This is a genomic window from Pedobacter ginsengisoli, assembly GCF_002736205.1.
Classification (GTDB): domain Bacteria; phylum Bacteroidota; class Bacteroidia; order Sphingobacteriales; family Sphingobacteriaceae; genus Pedobacter; species Pedobacter ginsengisoli_A.
Window position 1 is genome coordinate 1,772,530 of the sequence record NZ_CP024091.1, and the last position, 13,562, is coordinate 1,786,091.

General features: G+C 38.1%; 9 protein-coding genes and 1 pseudogene. All 10 read left to right on the forward strand.

Features of this window, described 5'->3' with window-relative positions; all coding sequences use genetic code 11:
* Positions 1–230: 230 nt before the first annotated feature.
* Positions 231–2,603: an ABC transporter permease gene (locus CPT03_RS07270; RefSeq protein ID WP_099438228.1), complete on the forward strand. Its 2,373-nt coding sequence runs from the start codon at positions 231–233 to the stop codon at positions 2,601–2,603.
* A 126-nt stretch (positions 2,604–2,729) separates the two neighbouring features.
* The gene (locus CPT03_RS07275) at positions 2,730–5,963 is read left to right on the forward strand and encodes a DUF1553 domain-containing protein (RefSeq protein WP_099438229.1); all 3,234 of its coding nucleotides are present in this window, start codon (positions 2,730–2,732) and stop codon (positions 5,961–5,963) included.
* Positions 5,964–5,967: 4 nt separating this feature from the next.
* A complete protein-coding gene (locus tag CPT03_RS07280; protein ID WP_099438230.1) occupies positions 5,968–7,488 on the forward strand; it encodes a DUF1501 domain-containing protein in 1,521 nt (506 codons plus the stop codon).
* Positions 7,485–8,822, forward strand: a complete 1,338-nt coding sequence (locus CPT03_RS07285; RefSeq protein ID WP_099438231.1) for a c-type cytochrome domain-containing protein — start codon at positions 7,485–7,487, stop codon at positions 8,820–8,822. The genes CPT03_RS07280 and CPT03_RS07285 overlap by 4 nt, the downstream gene beginning before the upstream one ends.
* A 73-nt stretch (positions 8,823–8,895) precedes the next feature.
* Positions 8,896–9,777 carry an AraC family transcriptional regulator gene (locus CPT03_RS07290; protein ID WP_099438232.1) on the forward strand — a complete coding sequence of 294 codons (882 nt, stop codon included), beginning with the start codon at positions 8,896–8,898 and terminating at the stop codon, positions 9,775–9,777.
* Positions 9,778–9,800: 23 nt separating this feature from the next.
* Positions 9,801–11,309 (forward strand): sulfatase family protein, encoded by a 1,509-nt coding sequence (locus tag CPT03_RS07295; RefSeq protein WP_099438233.1) that lies wholly within the window; start codon positions 9,801–9,803, stop codon positions 11,307–11,309.
* Between the two features lie 104 nt (positions 11,310–11,413).
* Positions 11,414–11,902: a hypothetical protein gene (locus CPT03_RS07300; protein ID WP_099438234.1), complete on the forward strand. Its 489-nt coding sequence runs from the start codon at positions 11,414–11,416 to the stop codon at positions 11,900–11,902.
* Between the two features lie 157 nt (positions 11,903–12,059).
* Positions 12,060–13,016, forward strand: a complete 957-nt coding sequence (locus CPT03_RS07305) for a bifunctional helix-turn-helix transcriptional regulator/GNAT family N-acetyltransferase (protein ID WP_099438235.1) — start codon at positions 12,060–12,062, stop codon at positions 13,014–13,016.
* Positions 13,017–13,027: 11 nt separating this feature from the next.
* The gene (locus CPT03_RS07310) at positions 13,028–13,351 is read left to right on the forward strand and encodes a cupin domain-containing protein (RefSeq protein WP_099438236.1); all 324 of its coding nucleotides are present in this window, start codon (positions 13,028–13,030) and stop codon (positions 13,349–13,351) included.
* 31 nt (positions 13,352–13,382) lie between these two features.
* Positions 13,383–13,490 (forward strand): annotated as a pseudogene (locus CPT03_RS07315) (3-methyl-2-oxobutanoate hydroxymethyltransferase); the annotation flags it as partial.
* Positions 13,491–13,562: the final 72 nt, after the last annotated feature.

Sequence of the window (13,562 nt, forward strand, 5' to 3'; positions counted from 1 at the left end):
TTGCGACTTTCATGAACAATTAACATCCTCATTGTCAAATGGTTTTTAATATGTTTGGTTTTTTCTGCTGTTCAACATTGTACACCTACCGTTCAATAATGAACAATTTTACAAACAATAAAAAACTAAACAGCTATATAAGAATAAGTTACATAATTAAATGCTATTGGCACAGACTTGGTAAGCCACCGGGTATTCATATTTGTATTAATTGATAAACCACATATTCCATGTTCAGGCTCAATTTAAAAATCGCTTTGCGTAACCTATGGAGAAACAAAACTTCTTCTGTTATTAATATTATTGGTCTGGCAGTTGGTTTATCAGCTTGCCTGCTATTGCTGCTATATGTAAATTACGAAGTAAATTTTGACCGGCATTATAAAGATGCTGACAAAATTTATCAGGTTCTAACGAATTTCCAGGATGCTTCAGGAAAAATCACAAGTACAGGCCGATCGCCAGGAAATGGAATTGCAAAGGCTATTAAAACTAAAATACCAGAGATAGACGCTATTACCAGAATTAGTGGTGGTAATAAATCACTCATAGCAAATCAGCAAAAAAGTTTTAATAGAGTAGACATGTTTGCTGATCCGGATATACTGAAAGTATTCAACTACGAATTTGTTGCGGGTGACCCAAACTCAGCGTTAAATACACCAAATGCTATTATATTGACTACAGAGACAGCAAAACTTTTATTTGGCACCACAGATGCATTAAACAAAACTGTCAGATACCAAAATAATAAAGATTTAAAAGTTACTGGTGTAATTAAAGATTTGCCTACAAACACTTCACTCAGGTTTGATTATTTAATGCCCTGGTCTTTTTACGAAAGTATTGACGATTATGCCAAAAACCCAGGTTGGGGAGATTTTAGCTATCTGGCCATGGCCCGGGTTAATAATCCAGCCAGTATTGATCTGATCAATTCTAAAGTAAAAAAGCTGTTCAATGAAAATTATACTGAACAAAAGAATCAAAATTTTTTATTCCCCTTGTCAGATATGCATTTGCATGATGAATTTTTAAACGGTAAGAGTATAGGTGGCGATATAGAACGTATTTATCTTTTTATTGCATTAGCCTTTGGTATTTTACTTGTTGCCTGTATCAATTTTATGAACATGGCTACTGCAAAATCAGAGCGCAGGGCAAAAGAGGTTGGGATCAGGAAAACAATAGGAGCAACCAGAAATTCATTAATTATTCAGTTTCTTACTGAAGCCCTGGTTTTGGCCACCTTGGCAGTACTAATTGCAGTTGCCGTTGTTGAGGCGAGTTTACCTGTATTTAATAACCTACTTAACATAAAAGTCGTTATTGATTATACCAACACAGGTTATTGGCTAGCTCTGTTAATAGTAGCTCTGCTGACAGGTCTTTTAGCAGGAGCTTATCCTGCAATATTTCTTTCTTCCTTTAATCCAATTCAAACATTAAAGAAAAAAGCTGTAAGAACCAGACTTATCCCAATTAACCTGAGACAGGTTCTGGTAGTAGGACAGTTTTGTTTTGCTATTGTGCTGATCATTGCCACATTGGTTATTTATAAGCAGATGCAATACATAAAAAACAGACCTGTAGGATATAATATCAATTTACTTGCAGAAATGTCTCAGGATGGGGCACTGTTCAATAAGTTTGAGCTATTTAAAGATCAGGTACTGAAAAGTGGTGCAGCTACAGCAGTAAACCAAACATCGCAGAGCATGACTCATGCCAGCAACTGGTTTTATGGTTTCGAATGGCCAGGAATGGAAGAAAAAGGGAAAGAAATTGTTTTTAACCGCCTTCAAACTCAGTATGATTTTGTAAAGACAAGCGGTGTGGAGTTGCTGGCCGGGCGCGATTTCTCCAGAGATTTTGCATCAGATAGTGCAGCAATTCTACTGAGCAGTACTGCGGTAAAGGTAATGAAACTTAAAAATCCTGTTGGAACAAATGTAAAGTTGTTTGGAAATCAGCTAAAAGTGATTGGTGTTTTTAAAGATTTCTTATGGGATTCACCTTACCATTCCGGAAGGCAAATGGTAATTAATTTTAATAAAAATCAAGGAGGAATCATCAATCTGCAGTTAAACCCTGCAAATAGTTTAAGCAAAAATATTGAATTGATCTCCGTTATTGCTAAAAATATCAACCCAGACTATCCTGCAGAAATTAGGCTTATTAACGACCTGTATGCTAATAAACTACAATCCGAAAAAATCTTGGGTATTCTGGTCAACTTATTTGGGAGTATAGCCATATTAATTTCTTGCATGGGGCTTTATGGTCTGGTGGCATACAGTGCAGAACAACGAACAAAAGAGTTTGGCGTACGCCGTGTACTAGGAGCTTCGGTAGGAAATATCATGAGGCTGTTATCGGTTTCCTTTCTTAAAATGGTTTTTATAGCAGCATGTATTGGAGTACCAATGGCGTATTATTTAATGAATAGATGGCTTACTAGTTTTGAGTTCAGAACAACCTTATCATGGACAATTATACTTGTGTCAATAGTAGGAACAACAATCATTGCATTTTTAACGGTCAGTTTTCAGGCTTATAAAGCTGCTAAAGCTAACCCTGTTGATGCATTAAAATACGAATAAAATTAGCTTAGCTGATAGAAATCCTTCATGAATGTCGGATTTGTACTAAAATTAGTTGTATTTGTTAAATTATTAAGAGGGGAACTGAGTTAATTTTATATCCATAACCAGTATAAACTTCTTGTGATGCAACGACAATTTTTTATGTTGCTGGGTGCCATACTTTTAGTTGGCATTGGCATCTATGTATATTCATCTTCTATGCCCAAACTACCAGTTGATGTAGAAGAGGCTTATAATACTTTGCCTAAAACTTTAGACTATAACATAGATGTAAAACCTATACTTTCTGATAAATGTTTTGCATGCCACGGACCCGATAAAGCTAAGCAAAAGGCAGGTTTAAGATTAGATCTGGCCAATTTTGCATATGCAGACCTACCTGAAAACAAAGGTAAAGTTGCTATTGACCCGGGTAATCTAGACAACAGTGAAGCTTTCCACAGGATAATTTCTGAGGATGCTAAATATAAAATGCCCACGCCTGAATCACATCTTAATCTTACGGCCGTTGAAAAAGCAACACTTATCAAATGGATTAAGGATGGTGCACTTTACAAACCCCATTGGGCATTTGTAAAACCAGTTAAACTCGAAGCTCCAAAAATTACTGAAGATGTAGTATTAAATAACCCAATAGATAATTTCATTGTCGAAAAATTACAAAAACAAAAGCTAAAACAATCTAAAGAGGCAAGTAAGGAGCTTTTACTACGCAGGGTATCTTTAGACCTTACAGGTCTGCCACCAACCTTAAAAGAAATTGATGCTTTTTTGCAAGATAAATCCTCAAATGCATATGAAAAACAAGTCGACCGGCTCCTAAAGTCACCCCACTATGGCGAAAAAATGGCTGTAGACTGGCTAGATGTAGCTCGTTTTGCTGATTCACATGGGTATACTGTAGATAGACTAAGAGATATGTCGCCATATCGCGATTGGGTGATTAAAGCTTTCAATAGCAATATGGCTTACGACAAATTTATGCAATGGCAGCTGGCTGGTGATTTAATGCCAAATCCAACACGCGAAATGATGATTGCAACTGCTTTTAACCGTAATCATCAGCAAAATATGGAAGGTGGTATTATTGAGGAAGAGTTTCAAACTGAGTATGTGATAGATCGAACCAATACTTTTGGTGATGCAATGCTCGGCCTATCTGTAGGTTGCGCAAAGTGTCACGACCATAAGTACGACCCCATTTCGCAAAAGAACTACTATGAGTTGTATAGTTTTTTTAACAATGTAAAAGAAGCCGGTCAGATTTCGTTTGATGATACTATGCCTGCGCCAACAATGCTATTACCAGACTCAGAAAAGGAGCAGGTTATAAACGACATTAAAAAAACTATTTCTGTACAGCAACAAAAAATAAAGGAGAAGGAACGTCAGGAAGAGACCGCATTTCTAAATTGGCTCAGCAGAAAAGAGTATATCAAACTATCATCAAAAAATATACCTACAGACGGACTACAAGCTTATTTTAATTTTGATAATGGAAATCTCATCGATTCAAAAGATCATAAGCAAACCGCGGTAATGAAGCGAGATGCCGGGCAACCTGGTGATTCACCGGTATTTACTGCCGGGAGTGTTGGCAAAGGGTTATTGCTTAATGGCGATACATGGCTTGATTTGAACCAGGCAGGTGTTTTTCGTAAAACGGAACCTTTTAGCATTGGCCTTTGGGTTAACATACCCAAAGATCTTACCGAGGGAGTGATCTTTCATAAGTGCATCGCTGAACGATTATATAATTTCAAAGGATACCATTTATACCTTAAAAACAATAAGCTGGAATTGAGTATGGCACACGCATATCCTGCCAATGCAATCACAAAACTTAGTTATGATAAAGTACCACGCAATAAATGGATACAACTAACCATGACTTATGATGGTTCTTCAAAAGCTGCCGGCTTAAAATTATACCTGGATGGGGCAGATATGAAAATGGAAACCGTTATGGATAGGCTAGATAAGGATATTCTTTTTAACGGTGGCACACAGCCAGGCTTACAAATAGGCGCATGGTGGCGTGGTCGCGGCTTCAAAGAAGGTAAGGTAGATGAAATTACAGTATACAACCGCAATTTAACCCCACTCGAAATAAATGCCCTTGCTAAAAAGACAAGCATGTCTCAGCTGGTTACAAAATCAAAATTAACAGATCTGGAAATTAGTTCATTAAGACAGTACTATTTTACGGTAGTTGATCCGATGCTCAAAAAAGAAGAAAATGAGCTCAAACTATTGCGTACCAAACTGGCAGACTCAGTAGAGAATGTGCAGGAATTAATGGTTATGCGGGAAATGGCAACACCTAAAAAAACTTTCTTACTTAAACGAGGCAACTATGATATGCCCGAAGAACAAGTTTATCCCAATACACCAACCAGTATATTGCCATACGACAAAAACCTACCCAAAAATAGGTACGGTTTAGCTCAATGGCTTACTAACCCAAATAATCCATTAGCCTCAAGGGTTGCCGTAAACCGCCTTTGGCAAAACTTCTTTGGTGTAGGCCTGGTTAAAACCTCCGAAGATTTTGGTAACCAGGGCGAAATGCCAAGCCATTTAGAATTGCTTGACTGGCTGGCTGTTTCTTTCATGGAATCTGGTTGGAATGTGAAGAAATTGAATAAAATGATCGTAATGTCTGCCACTTACAGACAAGATTCACGTGCAACTAAAGAATCGCATGAAAAAGATCCGGAAAACAGGTTGCTATCTCATGGACCGGCCTATCGGATGCCTGCCGAAATGATAAGGGATAATGCACTTATGGCCAGCGGATTATTGAATCCAAAAATCGGCGGAAAAAGTGTTAAACCTTACCAACCCGAAGGGCTATGGGAAATCAACAATACTTCCTATACGCAGGATAAAGGCCCTGAAGTGTACCGTCGCAGTTTATATGTTGTTATAAAAAGGTCAGTACCAAATCCTACATTATCAACATTTGATGCTCCTTCAAGAAGCTACTGTATTATTCGCCGGCAAAAAACCAATACCCCGTTACAAGCTCTGGTAACACTAAATGATCCTACTTTTCTTGAAGCTGCAAAAGTATTGGGTGTGCAAATGACTATGCTGCCTAACAACACTGAGGCTATTGCCCAAACCTATAGAAAGTTAACCGGACGACGGGCACAGCCAGCCGAGCTAAAACTCCTCAGCACATTGCAGCAAACGGAATTGAACAAATTCAGGAAAAATCCGGAAAAACAGAATGGCTGGCTCAATGCCGGCCAGTATCAAGTTAATAAAATGATGGATACCGCAATGATTGCTGCTAATGCAGTTGTTGCCAGCACCATATTAAATTCAGACGCAACACTTACTAAACGATAATTGTATGGCAGATCATCATCACCACGAAGAAGAATTCAGACTTAATAATCCTGATTTTGAAAGGCTAAACCAAAGATTGGACCGACGAGACTTTCTGACCAAAACATCGATGGGTATTGGTGCTCTTGCTCTTGGATCACTATTTGGCAATAAATTAATGGGAAATGCTCCACGCCCGGCCATTAGCAACGCAACAGGGGATATGGAACAGGAAATATTGAAAGCCTTACCTCACTTTGCACCAAAGGCCAAAAGAGTAGTGTATCTATTCATGAGTGGCGGGCCATCACAGCTTGAGACTTTTGATTATAAACCTGCATTAGTAAATATGATGGGCCAAAATCTACCCGAATCTATTCGTAAAGGCCAGCGGTTAACCGGCATGAGTGCAAACCAAAGTGCTTTACCCGTTGTGCCCTCATACTATAAGTTTAATCAGCATGGACAAAACCAAACGTGGATTAGTGAGCTATTGCCTCATACTGCCAAAGTGATTGATGATTTATGCATCGTGAAATCTATGCATTCCGAAGCCATTAACCATGATCCTGCTATCACCTTTTTTCAAACTGGCAATCAATTGCCAGGCCGCCCGTCAATAGGTTCCTGGCTTAGTTATGGTTTAGGCTCTGATAACGAAAACCTGCCTACTTTCATTGTACTCGTATCAAAGAATGGCCAGAAAGACCAACCTCTTTATGCCCGCCTATGGGGTAATGGTTTTTTACCATCTAAGCATCAAGGTGTACAGTTTGGTTCCGGAAAAGATCCGGTATTGTTTCTTAACAACCCCGAAGGATATGACGGCGCAGATAGAAAGGAAATGCTGGACTATCTTTCAAAACTAAACCAAATCCAAAATAGCACTTATGGTGATCCTGAGGTAGATGCGCGAATAGCCCAATATGAAATGGCTTACCGGATGCAAACATCAGTCCCGGAGGTAATGAGCGTGGCTGATGAACCAGAAGAAATATTTGAATTATATGGCCCCGACAGTAAAGACCCAGGCACTTACGCGGCCAACTGTTTGCTGGCCCGAAAACTCTTAGAAAAGGATGTAAAGTTTGTTCAACTATACCATCAGGGCTGGGACCAGCATGGAAGTCTTCCATCAGGAATTGCCGGTCAGTGTAAAGCTACAGACCAGGGAACAGCCGCCTTAATTACTGACCTAAAACGCAGAGGATTACTGGAAGATACGCTGGTAATATGGGGAGGCGAATTTGGACGTACGGTTTACTCACAAGGCAAACTAACAGCTAACGATTATGGTCGGGATCATCATCCGCGTTGCTTTACAATGTGGATGGCAGGTGCAGGTGTGAAACCGGGAATCAGTTTTGGAGAAACTGATGATTTTAGCTACAATATTGTTAAAGACCCTGTTCACGTTCACGATTTTCAAGCCACACTATTGCACCTAATGGGAATTGATCATGAACGCTTAACCTATAAATTTCAAGGTCGCCGGTTCAGACTTACCGATGTTGAAGGGAAAATTGTAAAAGGCATTTTAGCATGATTATAGATATTTTTACTTTTTCAGGGCGATTGCATCCACTAATTGTACACTTGCCAATCGGTTTTATTTTACTGGCCGCACTGTTTGATCTCTTATCCTACACTAAAAAATATCGGTATCTGAAACAGTCAGTTCCATTTATACTTTTAATTGGCTTTATTGCGGCAGTGTTGGCTTGCATATTTGGATATGTACTTTCACTTAGCGGAGATTATGATACAGAAACGCTTACCCACCACAAAATATCAGGAATCACATTAGCTGCTATCTGCGGTTTACTCTATATTTCATCAACACCTTTGCTTAAGAAAACTCTAGGCATGGCCGATAAGCTTTTTTCTTTATTGTTGTTAGGATTGGTTGTGCTAATGAGTTACAGTGGCCATCAGGGAGCTAGTTTAACTCATGGTAATGATTACCTTACTTTTCGGGCTCTGATGCAGCAGGAACGTAAAAAACCTGCAACTGTAGAACAGGCTATACTATTTGAGGATGTAATACAACCAATACTTCAAAAAAAATGTGTGCAATGCCATCGCGATGGAAAACAAAAAGGTGAGCTGTCGGTTGAATCTTTAATCGCTTTAAAAAAAGGAGGCAAAAGCGGACCGGCAGTTGTTGCAGGTAAACCGGATGCCAGCGAACTTTTTCGCCGTATTATTTTGGATGAAGACCATAAAGATTTTATGCCGGCAGATGGAAAACCACCCTTAACAAAAAATGAAGTAAAACTTATTGCCTGGTGGATTAAAGAAGGAAAGGCTGAAGCAGGCAAGACCATTGCGGGAATGAAAAATACAAATGCATTAAAGCCAATGGTAGCCCTGTTTTTAGGAATGGGCGGTTCTACAGATTCGGAACAAAACGATGGTGAACCGGATCAGCAAATCAATCCTGATCTACCTCTTACCATAGATACATCAAGCCTTGCTAATCTTAAAAATAAAGGAATAAGGGTTAGGGTGATGCTTAACAAACCTGTAATGCTCGATGTTACGTTACCTCCAAAATCAGGGATTAAAATGGCCGACATAAAAGGTCACATATTGAAACTTGCAAAGAACATTGTCTGGTTAAATTTTTCGGATAATCAACTAACAGATCAGGAAATTAGCTTCTTACCAGAGTTAAAGAATCTGGAGAAACTAAGATTAGATAAAAACCCCATTACAGATCAAGTGAGTAATTATTTGATTTCATTGAAACACCTGGAGGCAATAAACCTAAATGAAACCAATATAACAGATGGGGCCATTCTTACGCTTAAAAAGAATTCAGGCATTAAGCGGCTGTACAGTTGGAAAACTAAAACCACCGCCTCAATAAATAATTAATAGGAGAGATTAACAAACATCATTTTTCAGTGAGGATAGAAATTGAAAAAGACTATCTTCAAAAAAAAATTTAATGAACACGATTGATTGCAAGTCAACATTTACATTACTGCTCACAGATTACGTAAAAGTAAATAAGAACTGGAATTATAAGAATGTTACCAGTGTGTTCAGTAGAATTATATATATAGATGAGGGAGAAGGTAAGCTCATTTGCAACCATCAGGAATATGTTCTTGAAGCCGGATTTATTTACTTTATACCTAGTTTTACAACTTGTAGTTATGTGTGCGAGCATTATTTAAGTCATTATTACATCTGTTTTTTAGAAGAATTTCAATTAGGTTCTTTATTTGCTTCAAACCGAAAAGTATTTAAAATTCATGCTGCCGAAACAGATATGGCTTCAATGATGAAAATTTTCAAATTAAATCCTGGCAGAGGCCTAAACAACTCCAATAACCCAAAAACATATGAAATTGACAAAGTCTTAACTACATATTACAATTTGAATAATACAATTCCTTTGTTTGCTTACATGGAAACCTGCGGGCTTCTATTGCAATTGGTATCTCGCTTTCTTCAATCTCCATTATTTTTAAAAACAGAGATAAATCATATAGATTCTAAAATTGCCAATGCAATTTTTTTTATGCAAAATCACCTTGGTAGTTCTATCTCTGTATCAGACCTGGCCAAAACTGCAAACTACCATCCAGATCATTTTTCAAGATTGTTTTTAAAAAATACTGGGGTAAGGCCTCTGGATTATCTAAAGTCTAAAAGAATAGAAAGGTCTCAGTTTCTTCTTGCAACCACAGATATGTCTTTTTATGAAATTGCGGCCGAGTTAGGTTTTGAAAGTCAAACCTATTTTTCAAGAGTTTTCAAAAAATTAACAGGTTTTACTCCAGGACAATATAAGAAAACCATTGCCGGCAGATTAATGATCTAAATATTATCCAAACTTAAAATAAAATGAAAAAATCATTATTTATTCTACTGTGCCTCCTGGCAAATTTAACTTTTGCTCAAAAAGGAGAGAAACCAAATGTTATTTATATCTATGCCGATGATTTGGGCTATGGAGATTTGAGTTGCTATGGTGCAACTAAGATAAAAACTCCAAATCTGGATAAATTAGCGGCATCAGGTATCCGTTTTACGGATGGGCATTGTACTTCAGCAACTTGTACACCCTCACGTTATGCATTAATGACGGGGGAGTATCCGTGGCGCAAAAAAGGAACAGGCATTTTACCCGGAGATGCTGCACTAATTATACCAACCGACAGAACAACATTACCCAATCTTTTTAAAAAGGCCGGCTATCAAACCGGCATCATAGGAAAGTGGCATCTGGGGCTTGGTGAAGCGGTAGAAAAGGATTGGAACAATGAAATTAAACCCGGACCAAATGAAGTTGGCTTTGGATATTCATTTATTTTTCCTGCAACTGCTGATCGTGTTCCAACTGTTTTTCTCGAGAACCATAATGTTGTTGCACTTGACCCTAAGGATCCGATAAAAGTAAATTACAAGGAAAAAGTTGGCGATGATCCAACCGGGAAAGAGCATCCGGAATTGTTAAAACTACTAGCTTCTCCAGGGCAGGGGCATAATAATACCATTGTAAACGGAATTGGTCGTATTGGCTATATGAGTGGCGGAAAGCTGGCACGCTGGGTAGATGAAGAAGTCTCATCGACCTTTTTAATTAAAGCACAAGATTTTATCCAAAAAAATCAAAAAGAACCTTTCTTTTTATACTTTGCTTTAACAGAGCCTCATGTACCACGAATGCCTGCAACTATGTTTAGAGGAAAGAGTGGCTTGGGTTTACGGGGAGATGCCATTTTACAGCTTGATTGGACAATAGGACAAATTGTTAAGCAATTAAAGGAAACAGGCTTAGATAAGAATACCATGATCATTTTTTCTAGTGACAATGGTCCGGTTCTGGATGACGGTTATCAAGATGAGGCAGTAACAAAATTAAATGGGCACACCCCGGCAGGAGCATTAAGAGGGGGCAAGTACAGTATACTTGAAGCAGGTACAAGGGTTCCTTTTATTGTAAGCTGGCCCGGAAAAATTAAACCACAGCAGGTCTCTGCAACTACGGTAAGTCAGATCGATTTATTGGCATCATTTTCTGCACTTCTTCATCAGCCAATACCGGCAGGTGATGCTACAGACAGTGAGAATACGCTTGATGTATTTCTTGGAAAATCAAAAAAAGGCAGATCAGTTTTAATTGAACATGCCTCTACCTTGTCAATAGTAAAAGATGGCTGGAAATATATTGAACCTAATGCAGGTCCGGCAAATGATAAGTTGGTAGGAATAGAATTGGGCAACTTAAACCAACCACAGCTGTATAACTTAAAAACCGATGAATCTGAGAAAAATAATCTTGCTTCACAGTATCCGGATAAAGTTAAAATGCTAAAGGATTTGTTGACTGAAATAAAGGATAAACGATAGCATTTTTACACAGGCTTGCCCTTAAAAATTTACAGAAATTATGAAATGATATTGTAAACTAAGTTTTTTTAAGGTATTTTTAATAGGAAGTAAAGCCTGATGTTATGAATTTCGAGGAATCAACCAACGTTATTTATGTGACACCTGATGGCGATCAGGTGTTCACTTTTATCCGGGAGGTAAATTACGACAAAAGTTTGTACCTCCTGGATTTTAATGACTTACAAGTAACTGAAACTGAGCTGAAGTTAAATACCCATCCTAATTTTAGTAATCCACATGGTATGAATAAGGATCATATCATAGCTTATCATTACGATAGGCTCATTAACTCGATAGTAAAGTTTATTGCAGAAAATCATAGCGAAGAGCACTTGAAAATATATCGTGATTTAGATACTATTTATTTTGAAACAGTATTCCATACACCTAAAACCCTCGAAGAGAAGAAACTGTTCAAAGAAGTAGTTGATAAATTTAATAAAATCATCGGTGAGGTGAATAGCATGATTAAAAGCCGTTTTAACAAACAGATAGAAGTAATTCTAAAATTCCCTTCAAATTCTCATCATTTGCATTCTGTACGCATTTAAATCTTTCTTTTTTTAAAAAAATGGTCGTCATCCTGAATTTATTTCAGGACCCCGGAATAGAAAGTACATGTTATATCGTTTCATTTACCATCCAAATATTTGTATTTACTAAAGTAAATGCTAAGTTTGCATAACTGATTATGTAATCAATTATATTATGGAGATTTTTGAGAAAACAGGGAAGTCTGCACTTGGAAGTAGGCTAAGACTTTTCACTACGAAGGTTACCGATGATGCGGCAAAGATTTACGAATCCTATGGACTAGACTTCGCGCCAAAATGGTTTCCTGTATTTTTTGTCCTTGCAGAAGCGGACGAAAGGACGATCACGGAAATAGCTGTTGAAATAGGGCATTCGCAGCCTTCAGTTAGTAAGTTGATCAGGGAGATGACTGCTGCAGGGCTGGTAAAGGAGAAACAGAAGTCAGAAGATAAGCGTAGGAACGTCGTGGCATTGACGAGCAAAGGCAAATCGTTTTCTGAAAAGTTAGGTCCGCAACTTGCAGATGTGGACTCTGCAATCGACGCAGTGATCAATGAAGCTAGGCATAATCTTTGGGAAGCACTGGCAGAATGGGAATACCTGTTCGAACAGAAATCGTTGTTCAGGCGGGTCATCGAACAGCGTAAAATCCGTGAAAGTAAAGATGTGAAGATAGTTCCCTATTCTGACCAGTACAAGAACGCCTTTAAAACATTAAACGAGGAATGGATTTCAAATTATTTTGAGATTGAGGATGCAGACAGAAAGGCATTAGATAACCCAGATTCTTATATACTTAATAAAGGCGGAAAGATATTTGTTGCCCTATACAATGGGGAGCCTCTAGGTGTTTGTGCACTCATAAAGATGGATGACCCTGATTATCAGTATGAAATGGCAAAGATGGCTGTGTCGCCTATGGCACAAGGTAAAAACATCGGTTGGTTGCTGGGTAAAGCGATAGCCGATGAAGCCAGGATGTTAGGTGCCAATAAACTCTATCTGGAGAGCAATACTATCTTAAAGCCTGCTATCAACCTGTACCACAAACTTGGTTTCAAGAAAGTGGTTGGGCGTGATACGCCCTACGCAAGGTGCAATATTCAAATGGAGTTATCATTAAACGATTAAAATTGCAATTAATGAAAAGTGTTGTAAAAAAAGAGAATGGGGTTCCAAGGCAGTTCCTTGGAGTAGATTTTGTAGTGCTTTCTATCGGGAATAAATCGATGGTCGCAAAAATGCTTTATAAAGTCACGGATAACGTGCCTTTCCATAAGCATCCCAACGAACAGAGTGGATATGTGATTTCAGGGAGATACATCTTATGCTTTGACGGACAAAGATATGAACTCGCCACGGGAGATAGTTACTCGATACCTGCAAATGTTGAACATAGTATCGACATTATAGAACCGGGAGAGGTATTGGACGTGTTTACTCCAATCAGACAGGACTATCTATAAATATTGGTTTTTATGGATGAGATACAAAAGAATTGGTGCCGGCAAATACTGTGACGGTCAGGTGTTGGTAATTCATGATATGCTCGGGTTGAATAAAGGCTTCAGACCTAAATTTCTCAGACAATATGCAGACTTGTACACTACTTAAAAATTTATCATATGAGAACATCTGAATAATAAAAAATAATTACTCTAACTTGTTTGTTTCATT